This window comes from Cytobacillus sp. FSL W8-0315 (genome assembly GCF_038002905.1).
Lineage (GTDB): Bacteria > Bacillota > Bacilli > Bacillales > Cytobacillaceae > Cytobacillus > Cytobacillus pseudoceanisediminis.
Map to the genome: position 1 here is coordinate 1,427,594 of NZ_JBBOOC010000001.1, position 16,320 is coordinate 1,443,913.

Annotated in this window: 20 protein-coding genes; 9 read left to right on the forward strand and 11 right to left on the reverse strand. The window is 42.8% G+C overall.

The window, feature by feature from the left end:
- The first annotated feature begins 25 nt into the window (after positions 1 to 25).
- The 3 genes from MKY20_RS07325 to MKY20_RS07335 all read left to right on the forward strand — a co-directional run bounded on the left by MKY20_RS07325 (position 26) and on the right by MKY20_RS07335 (position 3,823).
- Positions 26 to 1,528 carry a leucyl aminopeptidase gene (locus tag MKY20_RS07325; protein WP_009331677.1) on the forward strand — a complete coding sequence of 501 codons (1,503 nt, stop codon included), beginning with the start codon at positions 26 to 28 and terminating at the stop codon, positions 1,526 to 1,528.
- A gap of 292 nt (positions 1,529 to 1,820) precedes the next feature.
- Positions 1,821 to 3,131, forward strand: coding sequence for a Na+/H+ antiporter family protein (locus tag MKY20_RS07330; protein ID WP_009331676.1), 1,311 nt, complete (start codon positions 1,821 to 1,823; stop codon positions 3,129 to 3,131).
- A gap of 95 nt (positions 3,132 to 3,226) precedes the next feature.
- Entirely contained in the window at positions 3,227 to 3,823 is a 597-nt protein-coding gene (locus MKY20_RS07335; protein WP_026041571.1) for a sulfite oxidase-like oxidoreductase, read from the forward strand.
- A gap of 41 nt (positions 3,824 to 3,864) precedes the next feature.
- On the opposite strand, the gene MKY20_RS07340 is transcribed toward MKY20_RS07335, so the two are convergent.
- From MKY20_RS07340 to MKY20_RS07360, 5 genes are all read right to left on the reverse strand, one after another.
- The gene (locus MKY20_RS07340; protein WP_019380038.1) at positions 3,865 to 4,386 is read right to left on the reverse strand and encodes a MerR family transcriptional regulator; all 522 of its coding nucleotides are present in this window, start codon (positions 4,384 to 4,386) and stop codon (positions 3,865 to 3,867) included.
- 101 nt (positions 4,387 to 4,487) lie between these two features.
- Positions 4,488 to 5,018 carry a phosphatase PAP2 family protein gene (locus tag MKY20_RS07345; RefSeq protein WP_019380039.1) on the reverse strand — a complete coding sequence of 177 codons (531 nt, stop codon included), beginning with the start codon at positions 5,016 to 5,018 and terminating at the stop codon, positions 4,488 to 4,490.
- A gap of 331 nt (positions 5,019 to 5,349) precedes the next feature.
- Positions 5,350 to 6,375, reverse strand: coding sequence for an alpha/beta fold hydrolase (locus MKY20_RS07350; RefSeq protein WP_251175030.1), 1,026 nt, complete (start codon positions 6,373 to 6,375; stop codon positions 5,350 to 5,352).
- Entirely contained in the window at positions 6,376 to 6,777 is a 402-nt protein-coding gene (locus MKY20_RS07355) for a hypothetical protein (protein WP_019380042.1), read from the reverse strand.
- A 39-nt stretch (positions 6,778 to 6,816) separates the two neighbouring features.
- On the reverse strand, positions 6,817 to 7,590 hold the full coding sequence (locus MKY20_RS07360) for an SDR family oxidoreductase (protein ID WP_009331670.1): 774 nt from the start codon (positions 7,588 to 7,590) through the stop codon (positions 6,817 to 6,819).
- Between the two features lie 179 nt (positions 7,591 to 7,769).
- Between MKY20_RS07360 and MKY20_RS07365 the strand changes: the two genes are divergently transcribed.
- Positions 7,770 to 8,021 carry a hypothetical protein gene (locus MKY20_RS07365; RefSeq protein ID WP_009331669.1) on the forward strand — a complete coding sequence of 84 codons (252 nt, stop codon included), beginning with the start codon at positions 7,770 to 7,772 and terminating at the stop codon, positions 8,019 to 8,021.
- Between the two features lie 58 nt (positions 8,022 to 8,079).
- Here MKY20_RS07365 and MKY20_RS07370 read toward each other — a convergent pair whose 3' ends face one another.
- Positions 8,080 to 9,489 carry an alanine/glycine:cation symporter family protein gene (locus tag MKY20_RS07370; protein WP_009331668.1) on the reverse strand — a complete coding sequence of 470 codons (1,410 nt, stop codon included), beginning with the start codon at positions 9,487 to 9,489 and terminating at the stop codon, positions 8,080 to 8,082.
- Positions 9,490 to 9,768: 279 nt separating this feature from the next.
- Here MKY20_RS07370 and MKY20_RS07375 point away from each other — a divergent pair, with 279 nt between their 5' ends.
- From MKY20_RS07375 to MKY20_RS07385, 3 genes are all read left to right on the forward strand, one after another.
- Positions 9,769 to 11,025 carry a PucR family transcriptional regulator gene (locus tag MKY20_RS07375; RefSeq protein ID WP_251156291.1) on the forward strand — a complete coding sequence of 419 codons (1,257 nt, stop codon included), beginning with the start codon at positions 9,769 to 9,771 and terminating at the stop codon, positions 11,023 to 11,025.
- 116 nt (positions 11,026 to 11,141) lie between these two features.
- Entirely contained in the window at positions 11,142 to 12,272 is a 1,131-nt protein-coding gene (ald, locus tag MKY20_RS07380; RefSeq protein ID WP_019380047.1) for an alanine dehydrogenase, read from the forward strand.
- A 580-nt stretch (positions 12,273 to 12,852) separates the two neighbouring features.
- Entirely contained in the window at positions 12,853 to 13,095 is a 243-nt protein-coding gene (locus MKY20_RS07385; protein ID WP_019380049.1) for a hypothetical protein, read from the forward strand.
- A gap of 46 nt (positions 13,096 to 13,141) precedes the next feature.
- Here MKY20_RS07385 and MKY20_RS07390 read toward each other — a convergent pair whose 3' ends face one another.
- A complete protein-coding gene (locus MKY20_RS07390) occupies positions 13,142 to 13,558 on the reverse strand; it encodes a hypothetical protein (protein WP_009331663.1) in 417 nt (138 codons plus the stop codon).
- 273 nt (positions 13,559 to 13,831) lie between these two features.
- Here MKY20_RS07390 and MKY20_RS07395 point away from each other — a divergent pair, with 273 nt between their 5' ends.
- Positions 13,832 to 14,455 carry a DedA family protein gene (locus MKY20_RS07395; protein ID WP_009331662.1) on the forward strand — a complete coding sequence of 208 codons (624 nt, stop codon included), beginning with the start codon at positions 13,832 to 13,834 and terminating at the stop codon, positions 14,453 to 14,455.
- Positions 14,456 to 14,492: 37 nt separating this feature from the next.
- Here the strand turns inward: MKY20_RS07395 and MKY20_RS07400 are convergent, their stop codons facing one another.
- Positions 14,493 to 14,675 carry a hypothetical protein gene (locus tag MKY20_RS07400; RefSeq protein WP_009331661.1) on the reverse strand — a complete coding sequence of 61 codons (183 nt, stop codon included), beginning with the start codon at positions 14,673 to 14,675 and terminating at the stop codon, positions 14,493 to 14,495.
- Positions 14,676 to 14,782: 107 nt separating this feature from the next.
- Here MKY20_RS07400 and MKY20_RS07405 point away from each other — a divergent pair, with 107 nt between their 5' ends.
- On the forward strand, positions 14,783 to 15,166 hold the full coding sequence (locus MKY20_RS07405; RefSeq protein WP_019380050.1) for a hotdog fold thioesterase: 384 nt from the start codon (positions 14,783 to 14,785) through the stop codon (positions 15,164 to 15,166).
- A gap of 41 nt (positions 15,167 to 15,207) precedes the next feature.
- Here MKY20_RS07405 and mnhG read toward each other — a convergent pair whose 3' ends face one another.
- The 3 genes from mnhG to MKY20_RS07420 are packed head-to-tail and all read right to left on the reverse strand — an operon-like array spanning position 15,208 to position 16,320.
- Entirely contained in the window at positions 15,208 to 15,576 is a 369-nt protein-coding gene (mnhG, locus tag MKY20_RS07410) for a monovalent cation/H(+) antiporter subunit G (protein ID WP_009331659.1), read from the reverse strand.
- Positions 15,560 to 15,844: a Na(+)/H(+) antiporter subunit F1 gene (locus MKY20_RS07415; protein WP_009331658.1), complete on the reverse strand. Its 285-nt coding sequence runs from the start codon at positions 15,842 to 15,844 to the stop codon at positions 15,560 to 15,562. The genes mnhG and MKY20_RS07415 overlap by 17 nt, the downstream gene beginning before the upstream one ends.
- A complete protein-coding gene (locus MKY20_RS07420; RefSeq protein WP_009331657.1) occupies positions 15,844 to 16,320 on the reverse strand; it encodes a Na+/H+ antiporter subunit E in 477 nt (158 codons plus the stop codon). Before MKY20_RS07420 ends, MKY20_RS07415 begins: the two co-directional genes overlap by 1 nt.

The window sequence follows — 16,320 nt, forward strand, 5'->3', positions numbered from 1 at the left end:
AAAAGATACTATGGGGGTGCCAGAAATGTTTTCAGTAAAGAAAGAATTTGACTTCTCAGCCGAACAGGAATGCCTGATCGTTGGTGTCTTCGATAAACCAGCCAGGCTTGAAGGTGTATTGGCCCGTGCAGATGACCAATTTGACGGCCAGCTGACAGATTTGGTGAAAAGCGGAGATATTTCTGCCAAGAAAAAAGCCATTGCAAAAATACATACTTTTGGAAAAATTGGGGCCAAACGATTAATTACAGTAGGCCTTGGAAAAGAAAAAGAATTCAGCTTTGAAGGGTTACGTGAAGCATTGGGCAGGGCATTTAAGGAAGTGAAATCGTCCAAGCTTCAAAATGCGGGTGTTTACCTTGATACATTTATCGGAGGAAATGTAGATGCGCTTGATGCAGCCCATGCAGCCAGCGAGGCGTTTGCGCTTTCCACCTATAAGTTTGAAGATTACAAACAGAAATCGAACGAACCCGAAAAAGATATTGAAAGTATTGCTGTTTATTGCGAAGCCGCAGATGAGGAAGATGTAAAGGCCTCCCTTACAGTAGGGTATGCACACGGAAAAGGAACGAACTCAGCCCGTACATTAGTCAACCTGCCAGGCAATATGCTGACCGCCACTGATCTGGCAAATTACTCTTCTGAACTGGCATGGAGATACGGATTTGAAGTGGAAATACTTGAAAAAGAGGATATGCTTAAGCTTGGCATGGGTGCTCTATTGGCAGTAAATCAGGGATCAGCAGAGCCTCCTAAGATGATTGTCATTAAATATCAGGGCAAGGAAGAATGGAAGGATGTCATCGGCCTGGTGGGCAAAGGAATTACCTTTGATACAGGAGGCTATTCCATTAAACCAAAGGACGGCATTGTCGGTATGAAAACCGATATGGGCGGAGCGGCGGCTGTGCTTGGCGCAATGGAAGTCATCGGCGAACTGAAGCCTGAACAAAATGTTGTCGCTGTTATTCCTTCTACAGATAATATGGTGAGCGGAACAGCGTTTAAGCCGGATGATGTCATCACATCCATGAGCGGGAAAACCATTGAAGTTCTTAACACGGATGCAGAAGGGCGTCTGGCTCTTGCTGATGCGGTAACATATGCAAAGCATCATGGAGCGGACTACCTGGTGGATGTTGCCACTCTGACTGGCGGTGTCATTGTTGCACTGGGGGAAGAAACAACAGGTGCATTAACCAATAATGAAGAGTGGTTTGAGCAGGTGCTGGAAGCATCCTATGAAGCTGGCGAACCAATCTGGCGCCTGCCTCTCTTTGAAAAAGATAAAGAAAGAATCAGAAGCAGCAAAGTTGCGGATCTTAACAATTCGCCAGGACGTGCCGGCCATGCCATTATGGGCGGAGGATTTGTCGGCGAATTTGCCGAGGACACACCATGGGTGCATCTTGATATTGCCGGTACAGCCACAACATCAAAAAGCCATGATCTTGGACCAGACGGCGCTACAGGCGTTATGGTGCGTACTTTAGCACTGCTTGTTGAAAGATTTGAAGTAAAATAACGATGAAACAGACTCTGGAGAGATCCGGAGTTTTTTTATGCAGTTTTTTAGCCTAAATTGACTTGGCACTGTAAAAATGAACTTTACCGGCCGGTTTACCAAAAATACGGGGCTAAAACCGTCGATTTATCGGCCAAAACAGCGTCTTGGCGTAAACTCCCATTTCTGAATCTGCCTTAAATCATTGACACAAAATGTGGAAATATGATAGTTTAATAATTGTGTTTTAGTTCTCTACCAATTTAGCATAGTAAAGTATAATGGGACATAAGTACAGAAAGAGGGTATCATCATGAATGCAGTTATACTTGCAGTTTTAATCATGCTTGTTCTCAGCCTTCTGCGTGTCAATGTGGTTCTTGCCCTTGTGGCTGGTGCATTGGCAGGCGGGCTGGCAGGCGGTTTAAGCATAGATAAAACCATTGAAGTTTTTTCAAATGGGCTCGGCGGCAGTGCAGAGGTTGCATTAAGTTATGCGTTATTGGGCGGATTTGCCTTAGCCATTTCCGCAACCGGACTTCCGAATCTATTAGTGGACTGGGTCCTGGCAAAGGTCGGAAAAGACGGGGAATCCAGAGGGAAAACCTTATCAAAAGCACTCATCATATTTTCCATTTTATTAATGTCTATTTTTTCTCAGAATCTGATTCCAATTCATATTGCGTTTATTCCGATATTAATTCCGCCTTTATTGAAGGTTATGAATGAGCTCCAAATGGACCGTCGGCTGATAGCATCTGTATTGACATTTGGTTTGACAGCTCCGTATATTTTGCTTCCTGCGGGATTTGGCCAAATTTTCCACGGGATACTCGCAGAAAATATGGAGAATAGCGGATTGGCAGTAGAGATGGCAGACATTCCGAAAGCCATGCTTATTCCTGTAGCCGGCATGGCAGCTGGTCTTTTAATTGCATTATTTGTTTACCGTAAAAAAAGGGATTATCGTCCATCAGAATTAATGGAGACGGAGAAAGGCAATTACTCAAAAAAGGGCATTATTTTTTCTCTCGTTGCGATTGCAGCAGCTCTCATTGTACAGCTGCAGCTGGATTCAATGATCTTTGGGGCGCTGACAGGTATTTTAGTTATTTATATCAGCGGTGCTATTAAATGGAACGAGGCAGATCAGCTTTTAACAGAGGGCATGAAGATGATGGCATTTATTGGATTTGTCATGCTGGCTGCATTTGGATTTGCAGATGTATTAAAAGAAACAGGCGATGTTGAAAGCCTGGTTGAACAGGCGGCAGGAATCATCGGCGATAATAAATCACTTGCTGCATTGCTTATGCTCCTTGTCGGCTTACTTGTTACAATGGGAATTGGATCTTCATTTTCAACCATCCCGATTATTGCAACCATATTTGTGCCTCTTGCACTAGAGGTTGGCTTCAGTCCGATGGCAACTATTGCTCTAGTAGGGACAGCCGCTGCTCTTGGAGATGCCGGTTCGCCTGCGTCAGACAGTACATTGGGGCCAACAGCGGGCTTGAATGCAGATGGACAGCACAATCACATCTGGGATACTTGTGTACCAACATTTCTTCACTACAACATTCCGCTCATCCTGTTTGGATGGCTGGCGGCGATTATCTTATAAAATCAGCAGCTTCCATAAAGGGGGCTGTTTTCTCATTGCTTTTATCAGTCCGAAAAGTAGGGTACGATAAAGGAAAAAGAACTGAGGTGGCTTCAGTGTATTTCGGGAAAATCAGAAAACAGACCTCAAGCCGGGTACCGCCAAATCAAAATGTGACGACTGCCTTTCCTGTACTGCACTATGGAAATGTTCCGCACTATAAGGATATGCAGGAATGGAGTCTGCAGATATTTGGGGAAGTGGAAAAGGAATTATCCTTTTCGCATGAGGAGGTAATGAACCTTCCTCAGACACAGTACAAAAATGATATCCACTGTGTTACGGGCTGGTCAAAGCTTGATAATGTTTGGGAGGGAGTCTCCGCCACGGAAATTGCCAGGCGGGCAGGCGTAAAAGAAATCGCCCAATTTGTAATTCTCCATGCGGAAGAAGGGTGGACAACGAACCTCCCTATTAAAGATTTTTTAAAAAGCACCAGTCTGCTTGCCCATACTCATAACGGTGAGCTCCTGACTCCTGAGCATGGATTTCCACTAAGAGCCGTGATTCCGCATCTTTATTTTTGGAAAAGTGCAAAGTGGATTAGAGGCATCGAGTTTTCTGAAACTGACAAACCTGGTTTTTGGGAGAAAAACGGCTATCACAACTATGGTGATCCCTTCCGTGAGCAGCGATTCAGCTGGGATGATTAATCAACATAAAAGCGTTACATGCCGTAACGCTTTTATGCCCATTAAAATCCAAATAGCATAGTAAAAATATTTTTCTTTTTTAATTTTTTTCTGGGCTTCTCCTGATCAAAAACCAAAAGGGTATCAGCGGGGAGGCTTCGGCTTTTTACAGCTGTCCTGGCTTCAAGAACCTCAATCCGTTTAAGCAAGCGTGCATTCTCTTTTTGCAGCTCTTCTATTTCGCTGCGGTGCTGCAGCAGCTGATAGGAGACAACATCATCCGCTTTTCCGTTCAGCCGCTGCTCAAGCTCGCTGATCTTCAAATAAATTTTCTCCATGGCTGGTTCAGCTGTTTCGCCCTGGACCGTACCTTTTCTGGTCTTTTTGCCATTTACCGTAACGTCCTGCAATATAATCCCCTGGTTAAGCTGGTCCTGCACCTGCTTTAGCAGGTTAATGTCTTCTTCGCTAAATAAGTAATGGCCTAGTTCATTCCGTTCCGTCCGGAGTCCCAGTTGTTTAACCCATCGCTGAATAGTGCTTGGCGAAACTCCTAACAACTTGGCTGCAGCACTTGTATTCATTCTGAATCCCCTCCCGTTTTCACAATGGATTCTATCCGGATAACGGGAAGTCCTTCCCAGCTGACAAAACAAGTTTTCATTCGGCAAAGAAAGTGAGGATTTTACATTTTTTTATCATCCTGATTTCCTTCTTTCAAATTCAAATGTAAACATTTTTCTGTCATCCAGCCTATTGTTCCGCCAATAAGGGCACCGCCTATTACATCGGAAGGGTAATGGTGGCCAGCCCAGATACGCGCGAAACCTGTAAGAGCTGAAACCCACAGCAAAATACGACCTATAAATCGATTGCCGTAAAAAATGACGATAGAAGCAGCAAACGACACCACTGTATGTTTGCTTGGAAAACTGGAATCTCTTTTGGCTGGGATCAATATGCCAACCTTGTTTTTTATGAAGGGGCGGGGCTTAAAATAACAAATTTTAATGATCTTGTTAACCAGGATAGCGATCAGGGAAGCTGCAGCAGCTTTTTTTGCGGCTGTTTTGGAGGAACCTTTTGCCAGCCACATGCATACCAGTACGAATAAAAATAAATACCTTGCCCTATTTGATATAAGAATCATTAAAAAGTCCATGAAAGCAATACGTCCGGACATTCGGTTGATTGCCTTAAAAATCTTCATGTCCATTATTAGTCTCCTTCTGTTCTTGTCATTGGGCAGATTTCTCTCTCATGCGCTCTTTATGGAGAGGACTTCTGCCTTTTGTTCATTTTTTATTATTTGCAACCCAGAACTTAAAAACACAATTTAGTAAAGATATTAAAATTAATAAAACCATGCAGCAATTGCATGGTTTTTAAAAGCTATACATAGAATAAATCTTTAAACACATATGAAGCAAAACCCATATAGGCACTGATAGTGTGGTCGCTTATAATATAACTTGGATAATTCCATAAAATCATTAAGATACCTCCTTTAAAAGTGAATCCCCTGCAGAGACAGGGGAAATTGAATATTATATTTGTCCCGAGCGCGATGCCAGCCATTTGTCCAGATAGTCAGGAACTTTTCCCTCTGAAGTCAGATTGGCATGCCCCCCTTGAAGCAGATGGAAAGTTTTGTCAGTACTTGAGGTCAGGTTCATGACCGGAAAAATCTGTTCTTTTGGTACAAGGCGGTCAAGATCCGAAGCAACAGCGAGTAAATTGGCTTTGATATTGCTTAGCACCGCCTTCCTTTCACCGACGGTTAAGGTCCCATTCACAAGCTTATTTTCTTTCAAAAGGTCATAATTGATTTGCTTTAGTGCTGCCCCTGCAAATGGAATATGGCCATCGGTCCAGTGGCTGAAACGTTTCCACCGGGAGGCGTATGCTTCATCGTCAGCCCTGGCCAGAAGCGACAAATAAGGGGAGTAATAAATGGGTGAAGTAAAAAGCCGCATACCTGATTTGATGGCAAAGGGTGGTATAAGTCCCCATGCTTCAAAAATGGAGTCCAGGCTGCCTTCTCCATTCCGCAATTCTTCTGCCCATTTATCAAAGACAGGGACGATGCTGAAGTCAACCGGTGCGACAGATAATACTAAGTTTTTGACCGGCTCATCCGCAATGGCCGCATAAATGGCTGCAAAAGTGCCGCCCAGGCAAAAGCCCATAACGGTTATTTCTTCTGCTTTGGCGTGATATAAAGCTCTTTTTACCCCCTTCTGGATGTATTCAGTAATATAATCGTCCATCGTAATCTCTTTGTCCTCATAACCGGGAATCCCGAAATCCAGCAAGTAAACATCGTATCCGCTGTTGGTCAAAGCCTCAATTAAACTGTTCTGCGGACAAAGATCTAGAATAAAGGGCTGATTGACGAGCGAATATACAAGGAAAACTGGAATTTTGTATTTTTTACTGGAAGGGGCATAGTGCCAGAGAGTAGCCTTATTTCTTTTCCAAACTGCAGTCCTTGGAGTTGAATGGGTCTCCGGGGGCTGGAGAATGGTCTTAAAGAATCCATGCAGTTTTTTGGAAGCTGTATTTTGATCCATTTATTTTCCCGCGCTTTCACTGCTGCTGGAAGATTGCAATTCCTGATCCAGCGACTGCTTTAAATCAGGACTGCCAAGTGCCTTTTTTATTTCCTCTAGTGATTGAGCCAAAGCTATGACTTTTTCGTCAATCAGGTCCATTTTTTCTTCCGCCTGCACAGTTAATTTTGCTGCATTTGCCACGTCAGTCTTGGTAGGGAAATTAAGAGGGATGGATAGTGTCTCAATGGCTTCCTGGAGTTTTTTCATGCTTGCTGCGGTCACCTCGGAACGGGTGATTAGATTTTTAAATATTTCTTCTTTGTTGATAGAGTTCTGAATGGATTCATTCAGTTCTCTTTCCACTTTTGTCCCTAACTTTTTTATTGCCTGTAATAGGGCTTCAGTATGGTTAATAGACATAAACATTCTCCTTTCTATGAAGTCAACCAATCAACGGACTTAGAGGGATGCTGTCATTCCTCCATCTACGACTAAAACCTGTCCAGTCATGTAATCAGATGCTTTGGAGGATAAAAAGACAGCTGCTCCTTTTAAATCATGTTCACTTCCAAACCTTCCGGCAGGAATTTTTCCAAGAATAACTGGACTCGATTTTTCCAGGACCTTTGTTATTCTTGTAGGAAAGAATCCTGGAGCAATAGCGTTTACTTGAATGCCGGCAGGTGCCAATTTTACAGCTAAATCCTTTGTAAGTGCAATAACAGCTCCTTTACTTGTATTGTAGGCAATTGCATCAAGAAATGCGGAATGTGTACCCCTCATTCCATTTACAGAAGAAATATTAATGATTTTGCCGCTGCCCTGCTTCGTCATCACTTTTGCCGCAGCCTGTGAAAATAAAAACAGCCCCTTTAGATTCACATTCATGACTTTGTCCCATTTATCAGCAGGCAGTTCAAGAAATGGCGCAACCCAGGATGTCCCGCTATTATTAATGAGAATATCGATGCTTCCAAATGTCTCTAAGGTCTTGCTGATGACGATTTGGATGTCTTCGTCATTGGTTATGTCACATTCAATCGCCAGAGATTTAATTCCCTTTGCTTCAAGGCTTTTTCTGACATGCTCACATGCTTCAATGCTGCGTGAGCAGATGACTACATTTGCTCCTGCTTCCCCAAGTGCATTTGCCATTTGCTCGCCGAGTCCTCGGCCTCCTCCTGTTACAATTGCTGTTTTATTGCCTAAATGAAATAACTCGTTCAATTCCATCGTTATCCCTCCCTTAGTCTTTTTAAAAATCAATCCTTCTGAATAAAATAGACTTCGATATAGTATAGACAAGTTAACCCCATGTGGTGCTAAAATTGTATATTTGCCTTGTCCCAAAATGCATAAAGAAGTTAAAAACAGAAAAGGATGGATAACATACGAGAAGGGAGGCTTAAAAGGTGGAAAGGGAGCAAATAGAGGAACTTTTTGAAGAAAGCGGATATCACGCTTTAAACAGCAAACTTGCCTATAAAGTCTGGTTGACCGGGGTATGGGATGAAGAGGATGAAGACAAAATAGAAGCTTTTATAGATGCTTATTCTTTTGAAGGAGAAGGAATAGTAACTGACGATTTTCTCTATCACTATCGAATATTTGCCTATATTCACGAAAAAAATGAATGTTTGGGATTCCAGCGGGAGATATTTTAGGAACACAGCTTAAAACAAAAACAAACACAGATCCAGGACCTGTGTTTGTTTTAATATATCAGCCAGCATTCTTAAGCTGCTTATTAGCCGCTTTATAGTGGTTTTCAAAGAATTCATTAGTATCTTTAACAACCACTTTGCTTAGAAGGATTAATGCAATCAAGTTAGGAATCATCATTAATGCATTTGCCATGTCAGCGAAAGCCCAAACGGTAGTTAAGTTGGCAACCGCACCGATTCCAGTCGCAAAGATGTAGATGGCACGGTATCCCATAATTCCTTTTGTGCCAACCAGGTACTCAAAGCATTTTTCGCCGTATACATACCAGCCGACGATTGTTGAGAAACCGAAGAATATAACAGAGAATGCAACGATATATTCACCCGCTGTTCCAAGTACATGGGCAAAGGCTGCACTTGTTAATGCCCCGCCGTCAAGGCTGCCGTCATGAGCCACACCAGAGATCAATCCGCCAGTTGTGTCCCAGAAACCAGTCATGATAAGCACTAATCCAGTCATCGTACAAACAACAATTGTAACAATGAATGTACCAGTCATTGCAACAAGAGCCTGTTTTACAGGGTGGTCTGTCTTTGCGTTGCCTGCGATAAGCGCTGCTGTACCAAGACCGGCTTCATTAGAGAAAATCCCCCTTGAAACACCATTCTTGATCGCTTCAGATACAACAACACCGACAAAACCGCCAGTCGCTGCAACCGGATTGAAGGCATAGTAGAAGATAGTCTGGAAACCAGGAATGATTTGATCATAATTAACTGCCAGGATAATTAAAGCACCGCCAATATAAAGCACCGCCATGACGGGTACAAAGAATCCAGCAACTGTACTTATACGCTGAATGCCGCCAAAAATGATTAAAGCAGCCAGTACAGCAAGAATAACGCCTGTAATCCAATTATTTATTCCAAATGAAGTGTCCATAACAGCTGCAATGGTATTCGATTGAACACTGTTGCCGATTCCAAGTGCTGCAAATGCTCCGAAGATTGCAAATGCAACTGCAAGCCATTTGAACTTTTTGCCAAGACCGCGTTCTACATAATACATCGGTCCGCTGGAGTACTCTCCATTTGCGTTTTTCACTCGGTATTTCATTGCCAGTAATGCCTCAGCATATTTGGTTGCCATTCCCAGCAGACCAACAATCCACATCCAGAAGATGGCCCCTGGTCCGCCAAGTGTAATCGCAGTGGCAACACCGGCGATATTACCATTGCCAATTGTTGCTGCGAGAGCTGTCATAAGCGCCTTAAAGTTACTGACATCGCCCTCATCATTAGATCCAGCCTGACCTTCTTTGGTAAACCCTAATTTAAACGCATATATCAGCCTTCTGAATTGAAGGCCTTTCAGCATGAATGTTAAAAGAACACCAGTACCAAAAAGCAAAATCAAACTTGGTGTGCCCCAGAGCACCCCGTTAATTTTATTAAGCGCCTCAAGCATAAATTTCATCGCCTCCCAGATGTTAACGCTTTCAATTGCTGTGAACAAACCTATTAAAATATGATTTTTTTGTGAACATGTCCTATTGTAAAATTATCTGAATATAACTTCAAGTCAAATAGGAGAAGTAAAACTATTGGGAATCTTTCAAAAAAAGTTTAAAGGTACCGCCCGAATTTTGTCGAATGGCTTGTAGGCTTTGGTAGAGTACCGGGTGGGACCTGAGGTATAATATAATAGGATAGAAAAAGTGAATTGCCGTTCAAAGGAGTTTTACGATTGGGTGATGATAAAATGGAAAAAGATCCGTTTAAGAGGGCATTCAGTGATCTGGAGGAATTGGTAGATAAGATCCGCGATGTCCTGGAATGCCCTGTTACAATAGAAGATGTTAACCATCGCCTGCTGGCCTACAGTACACATGATGACCAGACAGATACTGCAAGAATTGCAACGATTATCAGCAGAAAGGTTCCTGAAAAAGTGATTAATCGTTTATGGAAGGAACGTGTGATTCCGCAGCTGATGCAAAGCGGAGAACCGCTTAGAATCCCTGAAATAAAGGAAATAGGACTTGGAAATCGGGTAGCCATTTCCATACGCAATCATAATGAAGTATTAGGCTACATATGGGCAGTTGAAGAAGAAACCCTCTTGACAGAAAGCAAGCTGAACCTGCTTAAGCTTGCTGCACAGTCTGCAAGGACGGAAATGCTTAGATTAAACGCCCAAAAGAAAAAAAGAGCTGAGGGATACCGGGATTTTTTCTGGGAGCTGTTAACCGGCCATTTCCAAAGCCATGATGAAATTGCAGAAAGGTTTGAGGAGTTAAGCATTAAACCGCCATCGCCGTTTGCTGTACTTGTCTTTAGGTTTAAAGAAGAAGTTACCTCTAAAATAGAACAAAATATCATTTATCTGATCACGACGAGCCAAAAGGTTCATATAACCTTTCATGCAGCGATGGGAAATGAATTTATTATTCTGGCAGCGCCTCCAGATCCTGCTTTTTCTGAAAGTGCTTTTATAGAATTTATCCGTTTTTTCATCGATCAAATGAATACGCGGTTTAGCATTGGTTATATTAGCGGGGCAACTGGAACAACTTATCAACACTATGAAAAAGTTGAAAAAAGCTATCAGGAGGCACTGCAGGTCCTGCGCCTTAAAGAACAATTTCCCGAAGAGATTCATCATGTTTATAGCTATCAGCAGCTTGGCATTTTTCGCTATCTTGATGCCATACTCGAAAAGAAACGGCTGGAACCATATGAGCATCCGGCTATCGAAAAGCTTAAAAAATATGATCTTGAGCATCGGACCAATCTGCTGGCTACTCTGGAAGCCTTTATTGATCATGACAGCAATGTGAATGAAACAGCTAAAAAGCTGCATATCCATATGAATACATTGAATTATCGCTTAAAGAGGATAACCGATATCGGGGAAGTGGATCTGAAGAATACAAATACAAAACTTTCTTTATATCTTGAACTTAAAATCCGGAGAATCGAAAAGAAGAGCCCCCATTTGTAGATTTCCACAAATGGAGGCTCTTTTATTTTATCAATTCAACAATGACAGCGCTTTACAAAAATTATTATACTGACAATAGTAAATATCAATTTGATAGATTGAAAGGGGATTTTTCCATGATTATTGGAGTACCTAAAGAGATTAAAAATAACGAAAATCGTGTTGCTGCGACACCAGCAAGCGTTGATGCATTAGTAAAAGCCGGACATAAAGTACTTGTAGAAATTGACGCAGGTATTGGAAGCGGTTTCACAAATGAAGATTATACAGAAGTAGGAGCTGTTATTGTAGATACAGCTGCAGAGGCATGGAATGCTGAAATGGTTATGAAGGTTAAAGAGCCTCTAGCTTCTGAGTATGGTTATTTCCGTGAAGGTTTGGTTCTTTTCACATACCTTCACCTTGCAGCAGAGCCTGAGCTTGCAAAAGCATTAACTGAAAAAGGTGTTACAGCTATTGCGTATGAAACAGTAGAAGTGAACCGTACATTGCCTCTTCTTACTCCAATGAGTGAAGTAGCAGGACGCATGTCTGCTCAGATTGGAGCTCAATTCCTTCAGAAGACAAATGGCGGAATGGGTATTCTTCTGGCAGGTGTTCCAGGCGTTTCACGCGGAAAAGTTACCATCATTGGCGGCGGTGTAGTTGGAATCAACGCAGCGAAAATGGCAATCGGGCTTGGCGCGCAAGTTACGATCATCGACTTAAGCCCAGAGCGTCTGCGTCAGCTTGACGATATCTTCGGAAACAGCATCCAAACTTTAATGTCTAATCCTTTCAACATTGCACAAGCTGTTAAAGATGCTGACCTGGTAATTGGTGCGGTTCTAATCCCAGGAGCTAAAGCGCCTAAGCTTGTAACGGAAGAAATGATTAAAACAATGAAGCCTGGTTCAGTAGTTGTTGACGTGGCGATTGATCAAGGCGGTATTTTCGAAACAGTTGATCATATTACAACTCATGATAACCCAACTTACGATAAGCATGGCGTTGTTCACTATGCAGTTGCAAACATGCCTGGTGCCGTTCCAAGAACATCTACAATTGCTCTTACAAACGTTACAATCAATTACGCACTGCAGATTGCAAACAAAGGTGTTGTTAAAGCTATTGAAGACAATGCAGCACTTAAGCTTGGCGTTAACGTCGTAAACGGCAGCATCACATATCCAGCGGTTGCGAAAGATCTTGGCTATGAGTATGTTTCTGTCGAAGATGCATTTGCTAAAGTAAAAGCAGCTAACTAATAGATCAAATCCCCTTGGCCAAAAGGCTAAGGGGATTTTGTTTTACCAAGGCTCCTTCCGCTTTTCTAATGCTGTCCAGCTCCAGCGCCTACCCCCTCGAGGTCACAAGCTTGTCTAGTTTCGGCTCCTAGGGACTCGGGGTCATAAGCCGTTTCCTTTCAGAAGGAAAAAACCCCTTCTTACAGGGGCCGTCTTATGCTAGACGTCCCTGGGCAGTCGCCTCAACATTTCTTCAATCCGTCCAAAAGGTTAAAGAACAGCCTTTTAACCGGCTCGTCTTATGCTTGAGGCCCGCAGGATGCGGGTCATGCAGACGTTGCCACAGGACGTGGAGGTTTTAGTCTGCGTTCCTTTAAAAGCGGGCGCCTTCCGCTTTTCTAATGCTCTCCAGCTCCAGCGCCTACCCCCTCGAGGTCACAAGCCAATCCTCCCAAAAAGGCAAAGGACGCCTTTCCGTGAGGCCGGTCTTGTGCTTGTCGGGGGTGGGCAAGGCGCTTCCGCATTTCTAGTAGCCCACTCAAAATGCGGACATCTGCATATTAAATAGAGAAGGCATTGAAAATTAAGGAGGTTACCCTGCATGTATTATTATAGAGGCCCATATAGAAACGGGGGCGAAAGGTTCTTCTTTTTAGGAGCTCCTTTTGTCGGCGGCCTGCTCGGCGGTTTCCTGGGAGGGGGGCTGGGAGCAGCATTATTTGCTCCCCGTCCATTTTACGGCCCTCCGCCGCCATTCTATGGCCCGCCAGCTGCACCATATGCTCCTTATGGCGGAGGCGGATACCCTGGCTATGGACCATATGGAAACCCTTATTATCGCTGAACAGGTAAAAGCTCTCTTGATTGAGAGCTTTTTTATTTATGTTTTCTTACATCCATCTCAGCTTTAATGTAAGATCACAGCATTTCTGGGAATCCTCCTTATCAGACTCGAAATGGAGGCTGAGCCCGTCAGGTGTATAGGACACCGCAGGAATTTGGGAAATTCCTGTTGATTTTATCATTTTTTCGACTGCATCCTTTTTTGACTGCTGAGCGGCTGACATCAGTTCATAAGAAAACTTTTTTGACTCTGCCATATTTACAAGCAATGTACTGGCGTCCCTCATGAGGACTTCCATTTTTTTAGCGGAGCTCATGAACATTTGAGGATCGACAGCTGGAAAGGTTCTATAGAAATGGACAGGATGATAATAAGACTGATATGCATGCGGATAATTCCAGCAGTTTTGAAGCTGAGGGTTGTATCCAGGCTTTGGGTAGCGAAAATAATAATAGGGGTACATCCGGATCTGCCCCTTTCGATTAATAATTAATGCACGCATTCCCAATATATGAAACGAAGGCTTTTCCTATGAGAAAACAAAATGAAATGCTTTCTCGCAAAAATGTGGCTTGCACCCTGCATAGATAAAATGGGTTTGCATAAGGTGCATTAGAAAGGCAATTTTTATAAGGATTGATCTAATTAGAAAAGGGGTAAAAGAACCGCATGAAGAATATATTAGTGTAATGAATATAAATAAGTGAGCACTGCTTACATAGATGGGAGGCCCCGGATGGAACTGGAACTGATATTGGAAATTATTGAGAATAACGGATATTTGGGGCTGTTTCTTTGGCTTTGGGTAGGGGTCTTTATTTTTCCTGTGCCAAATGAATTGATCGTGATGACTGTTGGACTTTCTTCCTCTTTAAAAACACTTCACCCTGTGCTTGCTTTCATTGTCATTTATCTTGGCATCCTGGCTGCACTGTCAACCTGTTATACAATCGGACGTTTGATCGGCAGGCCATTGCTGAAATACTTTCAAAAAAGTAAAAGAATGTCTAAAACGATTGATGCTTCTTTAAAACTAATGGAGAAGTATCATGCCTTTTCCCTCTCCTTCAGTTATTTTGTTCCGGGTATCAGAAATTTCCTCCCTTTCTTATACGGCTTCAGTAAATTGCCATTTAAAAAATTCGCTTTGTTTGCATATAGCGGCGCCCTGTTATGGCTGTCTGTGACTTTTACGATCGGCTATGTATTTGGAGATCATATTGATGCCATCATCAAACATGAAAAAGAATTACTGCTTAGCCTGGCAGGCTTGACTTTGCTCTTCCTCATTTTTCGCTTCACCAGAAGAAAGCGCGGGAAGGAGCAAGAAAAACTGCATGATCAGGGGTTGGGACTTTAAATATAAAAAGGCAGCCTGGAAAGCTGCCTTTTTTTATTTAATACTGATTGCGGTGCTCTACCAGGTCGATGGCTCCCAGTACAATATGGGCGAGCCCGAAACCAACGATGGTATCTGATAACATGTTATTGGTTCTGCGGTTTTGTTTCATTGCATATCCAGCCGCAGTAACAGCGGTGCCGAGAACAGTTGGAATTAATCCTTCGCGAACGCGATTCATGACGGTCACCTCTTATTTTTTGATTGTCCTACAGGACATACATAGTTTGTTCTTATATAATGAAGTATAGTATGACAACATTTTACATATGGAAAGGGGATAGGGGAATGGAGTTGAAAGATACATTAATCGAAACACTCGGAATGGAAATTGTGTCACTTGAAAAGGGCCGTGTAGTTGCTACCATGCCTGTTGATGAACGCACCCGCCAGCCGTTTGGCCTGCTGCATGGAGGGGCGTCTGTCGCCCTTGCGGAAACTGTTGCAAGCATAGGAGCTTTTGAACTTTGCGATAAAGAAGCGGAATCTGTTGCAGGGCTTGAAATCAATGCCAACCATATACGTGCTAAAAAGGATGGAATTGTAACGGCTGTCGCAACAGTGCTGCATCAGGGAAGAACCACAATGGTATGGGATATCAAAATAACGGATGAAAATGACAAGCTGATATGCACATCCAGATGCACAATGGCCGTAATAAAAAGAAAATAAAAAATAACAAAACCGCAAGAGGATTTCTTGCGGTTTTCCATTTATTGTTCCTTGCTGCCTGCCTTTTTCATATGTGGTGCATCTTTTAAGTCATCCTGTACACTTTTATCCCATAGCTCTACACCGGAGTTATAAGCTGCCCGGGCAATTAAATGCCCGGCTACAGGTGAAGTCATGAAGATGAATATAATTCCGAGCAGCACTCTGGAATTGAAAAAGCCATCTTTAACATAAAAGAACAGCAGGGCTCCGAGCAGAATGGACATAACCCCCAGTGTAGCGGACTTTGATGCGGCATGGTTCCTGGTATAGATATCAGGAAGCCTGATAACACCATATGCTGCGACAAGGCTTAAAAAGGCTCCCAAAATAATCAGCACAATAATGACAATATTAGCGATCTCGTTCATTTTCGATAATAACCCCCTTCTCCAGATATTTAGAGAAGGCTACGGTCCCTATAAAGGCAAGGATCCCGATCAGAAGGATAACCTCCACAAACGCACTTGTATTAAGGGCGATAGAAATCAATGCAACAATTGCAACAAGATTTATGCCAATAGCATCAAGTGCAACCACACGGTCTGGTGTGGTCGGCCCTTTTATCACTCTGTAAATCAAACCGATGGTGGCAGCCGAAATGATAAGGATGGCACTTAGAACAATAGTATTCAGCATTACCGGCTCACCTCCAAGATTGCTTTTTCAAACGAGTTCCTGATTGAATCAATGGTTTCCTCTGCATCTTCAATATCAATTGCATGAATGTAAAGAATCTTATTATCCGGGGAAACGTCTACAACCAATGTCCCCGGAGTCAGTGTGATCAAATTCGATAGTACTGTAATTTCCCAGTCCTTTTTTAGGACAGTGGGGTAGGCAAAAATGCCTGGCCGCATATCAAGCTTGGGTCTTAACAATACTTTGAGCACCCCGATGTTCGCTAAGATAAGCTCTTTGATGAAAAGAAACAAAAGATTGATTACCGCCACAACTCTTAATAGATAAAAGCGTGAATCGAAAAATCTTCTGAAAGTAAAGATGATGAGCAGGCCAAAAAGGTATCCTTTAAGGAACGCAACCGGTTCGTATGATCCTGTTAAAAACATCCACATAAACCCAAGGAACACATTTAATAATATTTGAAATGCCAT